The following is a 16,315-nucleotide window of genomic DNA, read 5'->3' as shown; positions in this document are numbered from 1 at the left end:
CTGATCTTTCCCGCCATAGACGCCACCGAACCAATTCGATGGCCCCGACCCAATCATCGGCGAGAAGTTGTCCAGTAACATTCTGGATGAGGCAATGCGGGGGTCAAAGTTCGGCGCTTATTTACACACCACGGCATCGAGCGCCTTGCGGATCTGCGCCGAGGTGGTTCGATCCCAGCTCGTGCCGACCTTGCCCATATAGACGAGATCCTTGCCTTCCCTCTTGCCCAGATACAGCGCGGCGACGCCGGAATCCTTGACGAAGCCGACCACCTGAAACTTGCCCTTCTGAACGACCTTGATCTTTTGCCAGGCTTCGACCCGGTCCGATCTGTATGGCGCATCCACGCGCTTGGAGACGATGCCCTCATAGTTCAGCTTGCTGGCAGCGACGAACAGCGCTTGGCCGAGGGCGCGAAGGTCAGCTACGAGATTGTCAGTGATCGCGGCAAGCAGTCAGCCGGCAATCTGCGGATTGGTTAGGTCTTCCGCGAGGGCTGGCGTGCCCTCGTGCTATGATCCGCCCGGCCCGGTCGATGAGCCGATCGTAATCTACAGTCCAAACTTTCCCGCCGGCTCTGAGCTCATGCCGATGGACTATGTAGCTGCTATGATACGCAATTTGCTGCTCGTGGCGGCTTGGACTGCACTCATCGCGATCATTTTTATGAGCTTGTCGCCTATCGGTCTCCGACCAGAGACTGGCCATGCGGGGCCCGAACGGTTTGTGGCCTACAGCGTGTTAGGCACACTCTTTATGAGCGCTTACCCTCGACACTTTACGGGGATCATGATCTTCGTCTTAACTGTCGCCGTTTCGCTCGAACTTGCGCAACACCTAACCCCCGATCGGCATGGCCACCTTGCCGACGTCTTGGAAAAGTTCGGCGGCGGAGTAGCAGGCTGTAGCCTCACTCGGCTTGTCCAGATCCTGCGACGCCCCTGATAAGAAGCGGACAGAAGCCCGTGAGGGGCTGGACGTAGTTCAATACCGATCGACTATGTAGCTGCTGCTTGGTGTGGCGGCTTGGACCTGCGGGGGGCTTTCACAACCGCCTTGGTGGCGCGCTGGGTGGTTTTTTGCTCATGATCAACGTCAAAGTAGCCGTAGGCTCGCCGGATGATCTTCGTTCACCGGTTTTAAGGCGAGGAAGTCTATTTTGGAGCATTGAGGTGGCTCAATACTCTCAAAGTTAGCTTAAGCCCTTTCAATGCCGCGAGATATCCGACGCAAAGAACTCGTTTCGCAAGTGTCGCTTGATGTTCTCGGGTTGACGCTCCCCCTGGGCAGCGAGCTTAAGCACGCGCTCGGCGACCTCTATGGCGGATCGCTGCCGCTGAAGGGTGAATGACGGGCTGGAGAGAACTTCGTCGAGAACGTCGCGAAGCATCTGTACGGTGGCTGCGTCGTAAGCCATGAGCCAAGTCCCAATATACTAAAAAAAGGTCCACGCCCGAATATGCGTCGGGAGCGCCTATTTTCCACCTGAGCACTGAAATCTCAGTTGGCAGTTATGATGCAACGCCTAGGCCACAGCCTTATGACGGCTCGATCGTTCTGCCTGTGGCGCGCGGCTAGTGGCTCAGCTTGAGCTTATTTCCCTTCCGCCTTCAGCCCGATCTCGCGAGGCGGCGGATGGCTTCGGGTCGGCCGGGAGGGTCTTCCTGCTGGCGACGCCAATCATCTAATATTTTCAGCGCGTCAGCCGTCATGCGGACGTTCACCGCCTCGCTGTCTATTGGCGGCCGCCCATCCTTTTCGGCTTTTTAGCAGAAAGAGCCGGATGAACACTTCGGGCAGGGTCCGTTGCTCGATTATCTGAGGAATCTGCGCGAGTCGATTGCCAGGTTCAAAGCCCCCTGACAACTGGCCTCCGGGATCGGGGACCGGCAGGGACAAGATTGCCAAAGCCCGGTCTAGTGGCCCGGGCATTTCTCCATGGGCGCCGACAACGCAAGCCGGTTCTGCATGCACTGGAGGCCCACGTTCGTGAGGATGGTGAGCGAATCGCCCAAACCGCCCGTAGAGCGGAGATCGACACCGCCGCGTGATGAGAGGCGGGATTGCGACGGGAGCCCGCCGGTTCACGCTGCCGGGCATTCTTTTGAGTTGTGCACACTAGTGAACATTAAACGCAGTGATAATTCTGTCACGATATCTCGCGTACTTTAAATCGTTTTATTGGGTTGAGGGATAATGTTGAGTACCTTTGATCAAGTTGTTTTCCATCGCGCCATTTCACTGCAGAAGCGATTTGCGTTTCTCGAAGGTCAGATGGCCGAATTGGCCAACCTGCGGAATCGACTGGCGCACGCTGAGTTGCGGCGCTTTCGGTTGAGGGCGAGCCGGTCGGCTTTCAAGAAGGTGGCCCGACGCCGCACCTGTAGATAACCTTCCTGCTCAACCTACGAGGAATTGCCAGGCTCCCGCTTCTAAGCCCAAGCTATTGGAAAGCGTGGGTCGGGTGATTCATGGAGCGGAAGCCGTTTGAGAGCATGTCTCTCGAAGAGCTGTGGCAACTGCACACGATCGTCAATGATATTCTCGCCGAAAGACTCGTCGCGAAGAAAGCAGAGCTCGAACGACGACTGGAGCTGCTTAACCGGCAAGACAAGGCTCCCCATTAAGCTGCCTCGGTGGTCGACCGGTTCACGCTGGCAGGCCCTTTGCTGCCGACCATGACGTAGAAGCCCATCACTGCGACGACAAGGAAGGCTCTATCCTGTCCATGGATTTCGCGTCCCTCGCGAACGTCTGAACGGCCGCCTCATACTGGTGGCGCTCAAAGACGAATTCCATGAAGGCGCCGGCGTTGCCCGTGACGTCTTCAACGATTTTGCCATTGCCTTGCTGCTCCTCGCTGAGGATGTCCTGAAGTGGTCGGTGCATGTTCCGAACATTATGAGCGTATCGGTTCCTCACTCTGGCGACGCCTTCGATAAATCGGACCTGATCCGGTCGGAGCAAGCCCAACCCTTTCGCTAGTGCCACTTTGCCAGTACGTCCTTCCACCGGGGGGCTTACCTCTCATCGGCTGTTACACGGGAACAGGATTGCTCCCGTGGAACTCATCGAGGCATTGGGCAGTAACGTAATTGCCCAGGATCCGCTGCCTGGTCATCAATGCCGCCGCAGAACAACGAGAGTAATCGTAAGCGGGTCTGGGCCTAACCTGGAGCGCTACGCTCCTGCTTTTCTAGCTTTAGGAAGTTAGGGATGACGGCTTCATCCGGTTGGCAGTGCTCACCGCGCCTCAGATCGCTCGTCAACATCCTTGCAATTCGCAGAATTCGATCTGCTCCGCTGCTTGTCTCCGGCCGGTGCGCCACATTTATCCGAGTCATTTGCAAGCTTTTAAGGCTCTCGTTGATACGCTTTTCGTTATCCACGTCCAAATGGGCCGTGCCCTCGTCCAGAAACAGAATGCTAGGCTGTCGATAAAGCGCCCGCGCGAGCATTAGTCGTTGTTTTTGTCCACCTGATAATGAGCTACCCATGTCTCCGATTAGACTGTTGTAGGTCATCGCCATCGCCATGATTTCTTCGTGTATACCCGCCAGCTGCGCGCATTGAATCATCCGCGCTTCGTCGAAAGTGGCGTCAAAAAAGCAAATATTATCGGCAATAGAGCCTGAGAGTAGTTGATCCTCCTGCATCACTGCGGCGACGTGCTCACGATAGGCTCTTCCACCAATCGTCGAGAGAGGAACATTGTCGATCAGCACTTCCCCGCCTGTCGGTTCCAGCAACCCGAGCATGACCTTGACTAGGGTCGTCTTGCCTCCGCCTGAAGGACCCATAATCGTGATAAATTCCCCTGGTTCAATGATAAAGCTGATGTCTTCAAGTACAAAAGGATCCGTTTCAGCATATCGAAAAGAGACCTTTCGCAATTCGATCCGGCCCTGAACGCGCGGGGTATAGGCCAACGGCCGATCATGGCCCCGCTCAAGGGGGTTTAGGGCAATATCAGCCAAGCGCTCCAGATGCAGTTCGATAATTCGGAAATCAAGAACCTTTTCGACGAACTGAACGGCCTTCTCGATAAACTGCTGTTTATAGCTAATGAAGGCGAAGATCATGCCGATCGTCAAGTGATTGCCTAGAGCCAGTTGGACGGCGAGGTAAATGCTGAGAATGTTCTCAAGTCCAAACAGCGTGTCGTTGATACCTGTGAAAGTTATTCTGATGTGACCCAGCCGAACATTGGCGCTTACTACATCCGCATAACGGTTAAGCCACTGGGTCTCGCGGTCTGTCTCACGATTGAAAATCTTCAGGCTTTGGATCGCGCGCAGGGTCTCGATGAACGTCGAGTTTTCATGAGCCTTGGCTTCTATCACGGCTAAGTTGCGCTCTCGCAGCACGCGATAGAGACTTAGACGCACTGCCGCATAACTTGCAAATGTAACAAGAACGACGACCGCGAGTTGAGTGCTATAGACAAAAATCATTGCCAGCGTTGCAACCGCCATTACGCCATCAATGGCGGCAGTTATCACGCCTTCTGCGAGTGCCGTGCGAATTGGCTCAATGGACGTGAAACGCGAGAGGACATCGCCGATGTGCCGCTTTTCGAAATAGGCGATCGGTAATCTGATCAGGTGGTGAAACAGACGAGCGCCGATTTGGAAGTGCAACGCGTTCTGGACAACTAGAATGATCGAGGAGCGGATAATAGTGGAAACAACTTTGATGGCAGTTAGGAGAGCAAATCCAAGAGCCAGGACCGTCATCAGATCGGCATCGCCCCTGGCGCTGACCTCATCGACACTGAGCTGAAGGTAGAAAGGGCTTGCAATCACAAATGCTTCAAGAACTATTGAAAGCACCAAAACCTGAGCCAGTGCATGTGCGTTACCGCGCAGCTGGCTCCAGAAGGTTGAAAATGGAAGGCACGCTCGCTCGTCTTTAGGAAGAAATGCCTCGGTTGGGGATAGCTCAAGAGCAACGCCGGTCAGATGCTTGGAGGCTTCGACAGTCGGAAAGAACCTCTCTCCCAAAGCCGGGTCATGCACCACAATACCTCGCCTCGTGGTCGACTTCAGGACTACGAAATGGTTCATGTCCCAGTGCACGATCGCGGGCAGGTGCAGGTCCCTGATCTTATCAAGCTCATAGCGCAGAGGACGACTAGCTAGTTGCATCTGGCAGGCCACCTGAATTACGGCTCTTAGCGTCACACCCTTTAGCGAGACGGGATAGCGTCGCCGCAACGTGTTCAGATCAATTTGGTGGCCATGATATGAACTTATCATAGCAATGCACGCGAGACCGCATTCCGCTGCTTCTGTTTGTCGGATTACCGGTAGGTGATGCCTACGGTTTAGTACATGCACCATGATTGCATCCTGAGATTGACATTCTGACGCTGAGCAATGGATCGAGCAACCATCTGATCAGAGATCGTCTTTCAAGAATGATGTCTGCTTTCAAAAGCATGTCGGCCTGAAGCCGTATACGCTTGCCATACGCGTCAATGTCTGGGCGATCGAGTCTCGCCGTGACCCTGTAGGCAGGCTCCTTGAGCTCAATGGGTGCGGAGGTCTCAGCGCGCGTCAACATCGTCTGTGAGACTTCACTTACGCGGCCGCGATATGTACCGAACTGCTGATAGGGGAACGGCTCGTATAGTATTCTGACGTCCTGCCCCGGCTGAACAAAGCCTATGGCCTTGGCCGGAACAAACAGGTTTGCTTGCAGCTCACTGTGGTCAGGGACGATCTGCATTTGCGGTCTTTGCGGATCTGCGAATTGACCAACAGTCGCTTGCAGAATTGAGATGCGTCCCGCCGCTGGCGCTCGCACCTCGTACGCCCGGCGTCCACTAATTTCGGCTATGCGCTGTTCTGTCGTGGCAAGTGCGCTGCGCAGGTTCTGGATCTTTCCTTCCGTGATAGTCGGCAGCTGTTCGAGGGAAGAACGGGCTTCGGTAAGCTCATTCTGCCGAGCGGCTGCCTGCTGCTTCAAGGAGTCGAGCTTCTGCTTCTGCTCGAGCGCGGCGATTTCCCGCTTTTTATATTCCACGTCTGAGACTATCCCTCTGGCCGCCAGGCTCGTTACAGACGAAACGAGTTCGCTGGACAACCGAATTTGTTCGCGCTGGTTCTCTATCTGAGCGTCGAACCGCGATACTTCAGTTTCGAGACTTGCAATTTTGGCTGATAGGCGCGCTTCCTCGGAGTTAATGCGGTCCTGTTCCGCACAGATTTGATTTCTTAGTGATACTTGCTCCGCCCCGAGTGTGCCGAGCATCACATCGTTCACGTCCTGCCCATTTGCCGCAATCTGAGTAGTTTCGATGGTTAAAAGCCTCTGCCCTCTTTTGACCTCCTGACCCTCTTTGACATGGACCTCTTTGATTGTTCCCGACTTGGAGGCGAAAATCTTCGCCGTGCCGGCGACCGGCGTCAGGTAGCCCGCCACGGTCTCCTTTCGAGCATATTGTCCGAGAAATAGGAATGCGGCCGTAAGTGCGACTACCGCCGCAATCAGCCAGCTTATAACCTTCGTCGATCTCGTCTGGAGCAACGCGACCCGGCCCCACTGCCGATGGTCGTGTTGGAACTCAACTGCTTCCTGGCGAAATAACAGAAGCTGCGATGACACGGCTCCAGAACCCAATTGCTATGTACCTCGGGACACGTCTCCGTCCATCAGAGGCTATGTTGGTGAACTGAAACCCACTACCTACTGGGCTTGCCGATCGACATAGCGTCAATGATGGTCCTGTTATTCGTTATTACGTCGAGTTGGCTCCCGCCAGTTTGGGTGATGGTTCGATCTGACGATCTCACAACGATCGCGATGTGGATGCTCTGACCCGCAGAGACCATGTCAATGTCGCGCTCGTCCAACTCATAAAGCGCGCGCTTATAAGCCATTGGGATTCTCCTGTTGAAGAGCCCGCTCCTCCGCAAGTTCGATCGGGACGAGCGGGCAATCACTTACCCGACTTGAATACCAGTATTGTTGTTGTTGGACTGGTAGATCAAGACGTCCTTGCTCTTGTTCACCACAGCAACGTTTTTCTGGAAGGCCCAAATGTCTCCCGTTCTGAAGCCGCCCCCGCCACACACTGCATCCAGTTCCTTGTCGGCCAACTCACGCATTCCATTGTTGCTAGTCATGGTCATTGCAGCCTCCTGTTTCAGTCGGTCTGACGCAATAGATTGCCCGTGTCGGCAGTCTTCTTGCGACACAAAATTGTACGTAGATTTCAGTGTTGCGCAACGCTGCATGAGGCGTACGACATTTGAATCGTCCAATGGGCAATATCGTCGTGTACGACCGTTGCCCCGAGAACGGCGATACGACCTTTGACTTAAAACCATTTTCCTTCTGTTGCGATGCGCGTTCGGATGATGACCCTCCGAGCAATTGGACGCTGGCCGCCGCGCTGCGCCGCATCGTGCGATCGATGGCTCCGATGCGCATCGACCTGAACGCGCCCGCCGTTCGCTGGCCTCATACCTGATCTGGCTCCCCTGATACGTGATCTGAGGGCGCGTCTCGCCTCGCGGCCGCGTTCACCATTCTATTGATGGGAGCTTCATGTCTGATGGGGCTTCATATCCCATCCCCCTCTGAGGTGATGGACTCTACCCATTTTGAAGGGGATTGCGGGACTCGGGCCAACTGAGTTATCTGAATTACAAATCGCAATGTAAGTGTGTGGGGCGCAGACGCATGAGTTGCGGAATGTCTATCCCTCACGGGAAACCGCTAGTTGCGATTATAGACTCAAAAAGCCTGCGACGCGCGAGCTTGATAAGCTTCTTTCAGCATTGGGCAAACTCGGAAGATCTGAGGTTGACATCTTTCGATGTCGATCAGGCCTGCGAAGCACTTCACGCACAAACAGACATTCGGATGCTGATTGTCAACGTGGGCGGCGACTCCGTCGCTGAGCCGGGAAACTTGCAAACATTTATGATGCTGCGTGGGCAATCAGGTGATGTACCCTTAATCATTATCTCGGATAGAGATGATCCTCAAGAGATCGCTGCCGCAGTCGCCGCTGAGATAACAGGCTTTGTCCCTACCGGTATAGACGCCAATCTCGCATGCGAGGCATTATCATTTATCCTACATGGTGGTTCGTATTATCCACAAGCCGCTATTCGTCAGCTTCAGCGGCAATCAGCGCAAAACCAATCACAGGAAGAGAGACCGCGATCACACTACTGCAGCGCTGGCTCCGCACTGAAATCCGATCAGAATGGGCGCAGGAGGAAAAGCAAGCTGACGGGACGAGAAGGAGAGGTGCTTGAGCGTGTCCGCCTCGGAGACTCTAACAAGATGATCGCGCGGGAGCTCGGGATGACGGAAGCAACTGTGAAGGTATACGTAGGCCAATTGATGAGGAAATTTGGTGCAGCAAACAGGACGCAATTGGCTCTCGTTGGAAATCAGGGTATCGCGCTTGATTGTACTGGGTTGGCTGAAGTCCCGGTCGCAGAGGACTGTGCTAACGCGGCTGACGTCGAAGAACGGAGTGTCGAACCAATGTTGTGTTTTGATAACATCCTGACGAGGTAGACGAAACGAGCTGATCGACGAACGACAGGCTGTAGTCGATATCGCATTCGAGCGGCTTCCTCGCTGTATGGCCGCAACGCTTGAGGGACGCCGAGAAGAGCGGCCAACATGGTCTAAGTGGGCGCAACAAGGTACCTATTGCGCATTCCAGCGAAGCAAGGCCTTTCGTTCGCAGAAGCGGAGCTCCCGTTGGGGCGACGCAACGACTAGGCACCTTCTGTAACCTGGTGTCGCATTGCCGACGATCGTTTCGCCGTTAGGACTTTTGAGCGGATCGCTCGCGATCTCCGGATGATGTGTGTGATGGAGTAGGTCCTGCCCTGAGCCATCCCGAACCATGAGCACATCACCTTCAATCGCCAACGGATGCATCCCGGCTCAACGGTCTATCGTGCACGACCCTAACCCAAAAGGATAGACAAGGGTCGGCCATCCGAGGAACAGAAAAGGTGCTGCCCCTCCTCCATGCGAGGAATGGCGGCGCAAAGCTGCGAAGAGTATCGTTGGGCATCGCAGTTGGGGCGGTTCGCCATGCGGAAGTTGATTAGGTATGCTCCGGAAAAAGAGAAGAATGATCTTCTTAAAGACGCAAACGCTTGCGCAGCATCGCGTGACTCCGCCGAGTCACATATTCTTCTTGCACAACCGCCGGCGCGCCAGGTTTTCCCTCATGGGCGAGCGGTGGTCCTCATTGCTGTAAGCGTCCTGGCGGCCACATCAGGGGCGGAAACGCGCGCGTCTTCGGAGTCCCCGCAGGTACAAGGGCCCGCCTCCGCCGGTTCGCGATCGTCCAATGTCGGCAACGCTTCGACCCGGCTTATGCAAGCGGCGGCAAACAATCCAATCTCGCGACAGGCGCCGGAAGAACACCACGGAGCAGAGCTCCTGCCGCCTGAGTTGGTCACCGCAAAGGACTCTTATCTCTCCAGTCGGGCCAGCAGCGAAAAAGTAATGCATATTTCGCAAGCGGCCGTCGGCGATATAGGACAATCTCCGGAACGCCGCTCGGCGGAGAGACGGTCCTGCGAACTCACCGTTGGAACGCGCGCTCTTGGATTGCTGCAGCCTCTCGAGCCGAAGCATCAGCGGGCTGATTCGCTGGACCAGGAGTTCACCGGAAATCTGCGCGAAAGTGAGGCCCAAACAGCACTAGCAGCCAAGAGAGAAGAGAGCGCGGCGCCACCGCACGTCACGGACAGTGGCGCGGCCGAGTTGCGAAAGTTGCTGCAGCAGGAACGCGAACGAGCGTCGCAGCTCGAACAGGATTTGGCATCGGCCAAGCGCGATGTCGAGACGCAAGCGGCCTTGGCAACTAAGGCAAACGAGGAAACCAGCCGATTAAGGCACGCTGCAGAGAGTGATGCGACGCAGGTGAAGCGATCGCTACAGCAGGAGCATGACAAAGCGGAGGCGCTGGCAAAAGAGCTTTCAACCGCGCGCACGCGGACATACGCATACGAGGCGCAGGCCCGTAAAACCGATGAGCAACTGCAAGACCTCAAGAAGAGGGTATCGGACAGTGGCGCAGCCGGGTTGCGAGCATCCCTGCAGCAGGAACGCGAACGAGCCTCGCGGCTCGAACAGGATCTGGCATCGGCCAAGCTCGCCCTCGAGACGCAAACGGCGTTGGTAACTAAGGCTCAGGACGAAACCAGCCGACTGAAGCATGCAGAGAGTGACGCGGCGCAGTTGAAGCAATCGCTCCAGCAGGAGCATGACAAGGCGGAGGCGCTGGCGAAGGAGCTTTCAACCGCGCGCACCCAGACATATGCCTACGAGGCGCAGGCACGTAAAACCGATGAGCAATTGGAGGACCTCAAGAAGAGGGCAGCGGACAATGGCGCAGCCGAGTTGCGAACATCCCTGCAGCAGGAACGCGAACGAGCCTCGTGGCTCGAACAGGAGCTGACATCGGCCAAGCGCGACGTCGAGACGCAAACGGCCTTGGTAACTAAGGCTCAGGACGAAACCAGCCGACTGAAGCATGCAGAGAGTGACGCGGCGCAGTTGAAGCAATCGCTCCAGCAGGAGCATGACAAGGCGGAGGCGCTGGCGAAGGAGCTTTCAACAGCGCGCACCCAGACATATGCCTACGAGGCGCAGGCACGTAAAATCGATGAGCAATTGGAAGACCTCAAGAAGAGGGCAGCGGACAATGGCGCAGCCGAGTTGCGAGCATCCCTGCAGCAGGAACGCGAACGAGCCTCGCGGCTCGAACAGGAGCTGGCATCGGCCAAGCGCGACGTCGAGACGCAAACGGCCTTGCTAACTAAGGCACAGGACGAAACCAGCCGACTGAAGCAGGCTGCAGAGAGTGATGCGACGCAGTTGAAGCGATCGCTACAGCAGGAGCATGACAAGGCGGAGGCGCTGGCGAAAGAGTTCCAGGCGGCGCACGCCGCGAGAGATGAATACGACTCCCGAGCTCGCAATGAGAGCGGGCAAGTTGAGCAGCTAAAGAAAGTGGCGGAAACGGAGACTACGGAGCCGCACAAGTCGCTGCAACAAGAACAAGCAAGCGTGAAGCAAGTCGATCCTGCGTCCGAGCGCAGGAACAACCACGCGCTTACAGCCGCAGTGGTCGCCAGCGCGCGGCCGATTCCAAGCGCTAGTAATGAGCTTGAGGCTGACAGGGCAAAACCCCTCGAAGCAGACCAGATCAAGTCAGCACGTGTCGGAAACGAGCGGCCCCACAGCGCCGATGAGGGCGCGGCCGCGGGAAGATTGGTCGCACGCGCGAGGATGTTGCTTGAGCAGGGCGATATAGGCGCCGCTCGGATTGTGCTTGAGCGCGCGGCTGAAATAGGAAACGCACAGGCAGCCTTCGCACTAGCGGAGACCTACGACCCCCACGTTCTTCCCAAATGGTCAACAGTTGGCACCCTTGGGGACGTGTCAAAGGCGCGAGAGCTTTACGCAAGGGCGGAGGCGGTCGGCAACACGCAAGCGAAACAGCGATTGGAAGCGCTTCGGTAGAGGAGCTGCGGCGCTGGTCATTCTCTCACGAAAAGGAGTACCACATGCTAAAGTTCTTTCGACCACAATTATTGCTCGCTGCTCTCGCTCCTTTGTTCCTGCTGCAGCCCTCCGGCCTGGATGCGCGAACGAAAGGTGCCAAGATGGACACTGCTGCGTCAGCGCAGACACCCACTCGTCCGGAACCGAGAGTGACGATGAATGCCTGGACCGTCGGCCTTGCCGGAGGCCTCCTCGAGGGCGCGCCTATCCGTCTTGCTGCAGAGATCGCTCGTGTTGCTGACGACGGCGACAATCTTCATGTATTGCCTATCGTGACGCGAGGAGCCGCCGAAAACGTCAACTCACTGCTCTATTTGCATGGCATCGATGCGGCCATCATCAATGCCGACGTGCTCGACGAGTACAAGAGGCAAGTGCCGGACATTCAGCATCGCCTCGCCTACGTGCTGAATCTCTTTCCCTCCGAACTGCATATTTTCGTTCGGCCGGAGATTCACAGTCTGACAGACCTGGTCGGGAAGAAGGTAAATTTCAACAATCAAGGTACTGCCGCAGCCTATTCTGGGCCGCTGATCTTCAGCCGTCTCGGACTTGACGTGCAACAGACCTTCATTCCGCATCAGGTCGCGTTGGAACAAATGCGCAAGGGTGATATTGTTGCGGTCGTGTTCATCACGTCCAAGCCGGTCGAGCCCTTCGTGCGTGGACGCTGGGACCCTGGATTCAAGTTCCTGCCGGTACCGTACGAAAGCAGGCTGGAAGATTACTATCTTCCTGCATCTCTCGAAGCATCCGATTATCCCGGCCTTATTAAAGAAGGCGAACACGTCGACACGATCGCCGTGCCGACTGCGTTGGTCGCCTACAATTGGCGAAATAACACGTATCGCTATGAGCGTGTCGCTCGCTTTGTCGATCATCTGTTCTCCCGCGTCGACAGACTGCAGGAGCCCGGATTTGATCGAAAATGGAAATCGATCAATCTAGGTGCGACGGTGCCCGGGCTTACCCGCTTTCCAGCGGCGCAGGTGTGGCTGGATAACCATTCTCGCGCTACGCAGGCATCGAAATGAATCGCGCGATCTTTACCGCGGCTTCCGCGCTCGCTTTCGTTACAGGAGTGGCACCCGCGCAGAGCGCCGAGAATCCGCTGGCGCAACTTCGTACCTGTAGTCTGATGCAGCGCGAGGAGCGGGTGGAATGTCTGGACAAGCTCGCGCGAAGCATCGGGCCGCCGGCCGGGCCCACAGTGGCGGTAAGCGAGTGGGTCGTCAGTCAGACGATTTCGCCTGTGGATTACACGCCCATCGCCACCGCGACGACCTCGTCGCGCGAGGTCGCAGGCGGCTCACCGCTGCAGCTGACCATGCGTTGCCGGGGTGAACGGAGCGAACTCGCTGTCTCCGGCCCCGCGATCTCCGGGCGGGCTGAGGATTACGTCGTCTCCTACAGCACCAAGGGTGGCCAGCCCGTCCAAATCGCTGCGGCCACTCCTGCATTCGGGACCGGTATTGCGTTCAAGGCCGATCCGAGGGCCTTATTTCAGTCGCTCCCAAACGATGGCGAACTGGTCGTGTACATTGCTTCCCGCCTGGGGGCCTCTCAACATGGAACGTTCTCCTTGGTCGGACTTGAGGCGGTGCGCACCAAGATTGCCACGGCATGCAAATGGCCTGCCGCCATCGCAAAGCCGAACAGCTAATATTGGCACAAGGAAAGCTAATGGGAGGTGGTTATGTTACCGCAAATTGCGCTAAATGGAACAACAAGCCTGGCGATGCTTCTTGTGGCGGTATCTTTGTCTACGGCGCAGGAAGCTGCGCGACCTGGCGACCGGGCGCCGGAGCCCCTTCTGCGAAAACAAAAAGCGGTGGTTGCGACGAAAAATGACGTGCGCCGCTTATCGAGCTCAGAGAATCGATCGACGGCTAAGAACAAAGAACATCGCCTCATCTTGCAGGTGAATAGTAACGATGCGGCGGCGATGAATCTGACCCTGAACAACGCTACAAACGTTGTGCAACATTATAAAGACATGGGCGAGAAGGTTAAGATCGAAGTGATCACCTTCGGGCCCGGCTTGCACATGCTCCGCACCGATACCTCGCCGGTGAAGGACCGAATTGAAACGATGTCGTTGAGCACGCCGGATGTGATGTTCAAAGCGTGCGGCAACACGCGGGAGAACATGCGCAAGCATGAGAACAAGGAGATACAGCTCATTCCACAGGCTCAAGTCGTCAACTCCGGCGTGGTACGCATTATGGAGCGGGAGGAGCAGGGCTGGACTTACGTCAAGCCCTGACCGTGTTACCGCCAAGGCTTCGCGAGCCCAGCTGCGTAGATACATAAAATTCACGGCCGCAGGATCAGATTATGGTCCAGCGACGTATAAAATCGGCGCGCGTGCTGCCGAGACCCGGCGAACCGGGTGGCAAGTTTGTTCGGAGCTGCTTAGGGATGCTCTCGCGGCGCTGAGTCAGTGTTAGCGCTCGCTCGCAACTCCGTCGCGATGGCCTCACGCATACGTCAGGGGTAGCAGTCTCCGATATGTCGCTCGGATGACCCCGTAGCACTCGCAACTCGCATTCTCGAGCCCCGAACGATCCAGCACTCGGATCCTCCCGTAGGACGTCTCGATGAGCCCATCGTTTTGAAGCTTCTTGAGAGCCAACGACACGGTCGGTCGTACCGTACCAAGCATTTCTCCCAAGAATTCGTGCGTGAGATGGACAACGTCACCCTCAGTTCGGTCAAGGCCCATAAGGATCCAGCGCGCGCATCGCGAGAGCACATCATGGGCTGCATTACACGCAACTTGCTGCAGAACGTGTGCGGCGAAGGCCTGTTGAAAGCGACCGACGAGCATATGGATTCCTTCGCTTTCGGAAACCGCCTTCTTCATCCGATTGAGTTTGACCACGGAACAACGTCCCGGAATCTGCACAATCGACCGCGTCAGAGCAATGCCATCGCCATGAATCGCAAACGACCCAACGATCCCTTCACAACCGATTGTACCCGTTTCAATCGTCCCGCCCTCTTTCAGGTGGGTCAAAAGCGATACAAGCGCTGTATGAGGAAAGTAAATCCGGTCCACCCGACTATGCCAGTCGAACAGGACATCACCGCGCGAGAACTCGGCTTCCTCCGGTTTGAGAAGCTCAATCTCGGCTGGCGACATGGCGGCAAGCACTCTATTCTTAGCCAGCTGCCTTATCATCGTAAGTCTATCCTTGGAAAACGAATATCAGTATTGGCATTCGCCGCCGAAAGATCCGATGGCAAATACCTCGGCCGGTCGGCTTGCACAAGCTTTGAGCAGCGAGCGCATCCGTGCAAGTACATCCTTTGGACTACTCCATAACGATCAGCGATCCTAACATCGTTCAAGAAGTCGATTGGGCCGCGTAAGAGCGTCCTGCCGTAGAGAGCTAATTGATTGTGAACTGCACGCCCGCCCAATCCTCGTATTTCGAACAGGTGCGCCCGGGAGCTTGCCGCCGATTTCGGTTCCACTTTGGTTCAGCGCGAAATAAAGTGGTAAAGTGTATTGAGCAATACAGACTCTCACATGGTTTCTATGCGACTGCCTCTGCAATAGCGGCTGCATATACAGAGCGCGTGCTCGGCCTACTATGTAGTCGCGCTACGTCACATGAGCGCAGTGCTGCGGGCCTAAGCTGCGGCGATTTCCCGTTTCATCGGTATCTTGCCGGTAATGGCGCTTGTCTATCGTAGGCAAAGGAGCCTCCGATTCGCGAGATGCAGGTTCAGCCAGCCCGCCTGGAATATAAATATACCAATAACTGCCACCGACCGGCATCCTGTCGTTTGCGACATTTGAATTGCCTGCAGGAGATCAATTATGAGCAGGAGATCTATCAGGAGGAAACGCTCTCTAACGACCATAGTCATTGGAGGAAACAGCTTACGAAAAGACGCTCTTACTGAATTCCTACGCTCTGCGGATTTTGGCACTGTGAGTTCAGTGACATGTGCTGATCGATTGTACGTAAGGAAATTCGAACAGGGCCAAAAGTTGTTTGTCCTTGTACATACCGGCGACGATTTCCAGATTGTCCGCGAGCAAATCGAGCCTCTCAGACGCGGTCACCCAGATGGGCGCGTAGTTGTGGTTGCCGATCGATACCGGCCAGATGAAGTGGCTGCAACATTTCAGTCCGGTGCTAATGGGTATTTCGTTGACGTCATGAGCCGTGACGTATTCACCAGATCGATCGAACTGGTGATCATGGGCGAAACAGTGTTTCCTCCGGCATTCCTGCCCTTATCCCTCGATCTCAAGGGCGGACACAATGATCGCGCAACCGCGCGCAAGGACCTGACAGTCACGCCAGATGAACGCAGTGCACAACAGCTTTCTCCGCGGCAAAAATCGATTTTGCGCTGCGTCATCGAAGGCGATTCGAATAAATGCATCGCACGGAAGATCGACATCGCGGAATCGACGGTTAAGGTTCATGTAAAGGCGATCCTTCGCAAAATCGGCGTGCACAATCGGACGCAAGCCGCCATTTGGGGCATTAGCAACGAGCTTAGCGAAAACGCCAACTCACCGCCCGTCGCGCCAAACTTGCTGGTCCCGCACTCTGTCCAAGCAAGGGCCGCAGTCAAACGAAGCGACGCATCTCTGATAGCAAACAGCAGCTTGGACGCGAGAGCTGTAGAAGGGGCCGCTCAACTTCACGGCCGTTCGCTTCTCAAAGCACGGTTATAAGCTTCGGAGGCACATCGAGAATGCCTTCTTGAAGGACTTCCACGGCGAGGGGC

14 protein-coding genes are annotated in these 16,315 nt (G+C 56.0%); 9 read left to right on the top strand and 5 right to left on the bottom strand.

The window, feature by feature from the left end:
- Positions 1 to 117: 117 nt before the first annotated feature.
- Both IVA96_RS20835 and IVA96_RS20830 read right to left on the bottom strand, forming a co-directional pair.
- Positions 118 to 348, bottom strand: a complete 231-nt coding sequence (locus IVA96_RS20835; RefSeq protein WP_247418946.1) for a hypothetical protein — start codon at positions 346 to 348, stop codon at positions 118 to 120.
- Between the two features lie 860 nt (positions 349 to 1,208).
- Positions 1,209 to 1,418 carry a hypothetical protein gene (locus IVA96_RS20830; RefSeq protein ID WP_247418944.1) on the bottom strand — a complete coding sequence of 70 codons (210 nt, stop codon included), beginning with the start codon at positions 1,416 to 1,418 and terminating at the stop codon, positions 1,209 to 1,211.
- Between the two features lie 1,358 nt (positions 1,419 to 2,776).
- Here IVA96_RS20830 and IVA96_RS20825 point away from each other — a divergent pair.
- Entirely contained in the window at positions 2,777 to 2,986 is a 210-nt protein-coding gene (locus tag IVA96_RS20825; protein WP_247418943.1) for a hypothetical protein, read from the top strand.
- A 182-nt stretch (positions 2,987 to 3,168) separates the two neighbouring features.
- On the opposite strand, the gene IVA96_RS20820 is transcribed toward IVA96_RS20825, so the two are convergent.
- The 3 genes from IVA96_RS20820 to IVA96_RS20810 all read right to left on the bottom strand — a co-directional run bounded on the left by IVA96_RS20820 (position 3,169) and on the right by IVA96_RS20810 (position 7,137).
- Positions 3,169 to 5,343 (bottom strand): peptidase domain-containing ABC transporter, encoded by a 2,175-nt coding sequence (locus IVA96_RS20820; RefSeq protein ID WP_247418942.1) that lies wholly within the window; start codon positions 5,341 to 5,343, stop codon positions 3,169 to 3,171.
- Positions 5,321 to 6,427: an HlyD family efflux transporter periplasmic adaptor subunit gene (locus IVA96_RS20815; protein ID WP_247278616.1), complete on the bottom strand. Its 1,107-nt coding sequence runs from the start codon at positions 6,425 to 6,427 to the stop codon at positions 5,321 to 5,323. The genes IVA96_RS20820 and IVA96_RS20815 overlap by 23 nt, the downstream gene beginning before the upstream one ends.
- 521 nt (positions 6,428 to 6,948) lie before the next feature.
- Positions 6,949 to 7,137, bottom strand: a complete 189-nt coding sequence (locus IVA96_RS20810) for a hypothetical protein (protein ID WP_247278617.1) — start codon at positions 7,135 to 7,137, stop codon at positions 6,949 to 6,951.
- Between the two features lie 131 nt (positions 7,138 to 7,268).
- On the opposite strand from IVA96_RS20810, the gene IVA96_RS20805 reads away from it, so the two are divergent.
- The 8 genes from IVA96_RS20805 to IVA96_RS20770 all read left to right on the top strand — a co-directional run bounded on the left by IVA96_RS20805 (position 7,269) and on the right by IVA96_RS20770 (position 16,262).
- Positions 7,269 to 7,478: a hypothetical protein gene (locus tag IVA96_RS20805; RefSeq protein WP_247278618.1), complete on the top strand. Its 210-nt coding sequence runs from the start codon at positions 7,269 to 7,271 to the stop codon at positions 7,476 to 7,478.
- Positions 7,479 to 7,813: 335 nt separating this feature from the next.
- Positions 7,814 to 8,542 (top strand): response regulator transcription factor, encoded by a 729-nt coding sequence (locus IVA96_RS20800; RefSeq protein ID WP_247278619.1) that lies wholly within the window; start codon positions 7,814 to 7,816, stop codon positions 8,540 to 8,542.
- A gap of 531 nt (positions 8,543 to 9,073) precedes the next feature.
- Positions 9,074 to 11,518, top strand: a complete 2,445-nt coding sequence (locus IVA96_RS20795; protein WP_247418941.1) for a hypothetical protein — start codon at positions 9,074 to 9,076, stop codon at positions 11,516 to 11,518.
- A 44-nt stretch (positions 11,519 to 11,562) separates the two neighbouring features.
- Positions 11,563 to 12,594 carry a TAXI family TRAP transporter solute-binding subunit gene (locus IVA96_RS20790; RefSeq protein ID WP_247418940.1) on the top strand — a complete coding sequence of 344 codons (1,032 nt, stop codon included), beginning with the start codon at positions 11,563 to 11,565 and terminating at the stop codon, positions 12,592 to 12,594.
- Positions 12,591 to 13,223 carry a hypothetical protein gene (locus IVA96_RS20785; RefSeq protein WP_247278622.1) on the top strand — a complete coding sequence of 211 codons (633 nt, stop codon included), beginning with the start codon at positions 12,591 to 12,593 and terminating at the stop codon, positions 13,221 to 13,223. Before IVA96_RS20790 ends, IVA96_RS20785 begins: the two co-directional genes overlap by 4 nt.
- Before the next feature lie 33 nt (positions 13,224 to 13,256).
- Positions 13,257 to 13,826: a hypothetical protein gene (locus IVA96_RS20780; protein WP_247278623.1), complete on the top strand. Its 570-nt coding sequence runs from the start codon at positions 13,257 to 13,259 to the stop codon at positions 13,824 to 13,826.
- 423 nt (positions 13,827 to 14,249) lie between these two features.
- Positions 14,250 to 14,888 (top strand): hypothetical protein, encoded by a 639-nt coding sequence (locus IVA96_RS20775; RefSeq protein WP_247418939.1) that lies wholly within the window; start codon positions 14,250 to 14,252, stop codon positions 14,886 to 14,888.
- Between the two features lie 675 nt (positions 14,889 to 15,563).
- Positions 15,564 to 16,262, top strand: a complete 699-nt coding sequence (locus IVA96_RS20770; RefSeq protein WP_247418938.1) for a response regulator transcription factor — start codon at positions 15,564 to 15,566, stop codon at positions 16,260 to 16,262.
- Positions 16,263 to 16,315 lie beyond the last annotated feature (53 nt).

The sequence above is a fragment of the Bradyrhizobium sp. 159 genome (assembly GCF_023073795.1).
Lineage (GTDB): Bacteria > Pseudomonadota > Alphaproteobacteria > Rhizobiales > Xanthobacteraceae > Bradyrhizobium.
Note: the sequence above shows the minus strand (reverse complement) of the source record. Positions and strands in the feature narration are given on the sequence as shown.

What these genes read in the sequence shown, in the direction of transcription:
- IVA96_RS20780 (WP_247278623.1), top strand. Translation starts at nt 13,257, where the DNA reads ATGTTACCGCAAATTGCGCTAAATGGAACAACAAGCCTGGCGATGCTT.
- IVA96_RS20790 (WP_247418940.1), top strand. Translation starts at nt 11,563, where the DNA reads ATGCTAAAGTTCTTTCGACCACAATTATTGCTCGCTGCTCTCGCTCCT.
- IVA96_RS20795 (WP_247418941.1), top strand. Translation starts at nt 9,074, where the DNA reads ATGCGGAAGTTGATTAGGTATGCTCCGGAAAAAGAGAAGAATGATCTT.
- IVA96_RS20775 (WP_247418939.1), top strand. Translation starts at nt 14,250, where the DNA reads ATGGACAACGTCACCCTCAGTTCGGTCAAGGCCCATAAGGATCCAGCG.
- IVA96_RS20820 (WP_247418942.1), bottom strand. Translation starts at nt 5,343, where the DNA reads ATGGTGCATGTACTAAACCGTAGGCATCACCTACCGGTAATCCGACAA.
- IVA96_RS20785 (WP_247278622.1), top strand. Translation starts at nt 12,591, where the DNA reads ATGAATCGCGCGATCTTTACCGCGGCTTCCGCGCTCGCTTTCGTTACA.
- IVA96_RS20810 (WP_247278617.1), bottom strand. Translation starts at nt 7,137, where the DNA reads ATGACCATGACTAGCAACAATGGAATGCGTGAGTTGGCCGACAAGGAA.
- IVA96_RS20805 (WP_247278618.1), top strand. Translation starts at nt 7,269, where the DNA reads ATGGGCAATATCGTCGTGTACGACCGTTGCCCCGAGAACGGCGATACG.
- IVA96_RS20830 (WP_247418944.1), bottom strand. Translation starts at nt 1,418, where the DNA reads ATGGCTTACGACGCAGCCACCGTACAGATGCTTCGCGACGTTCTCGAC.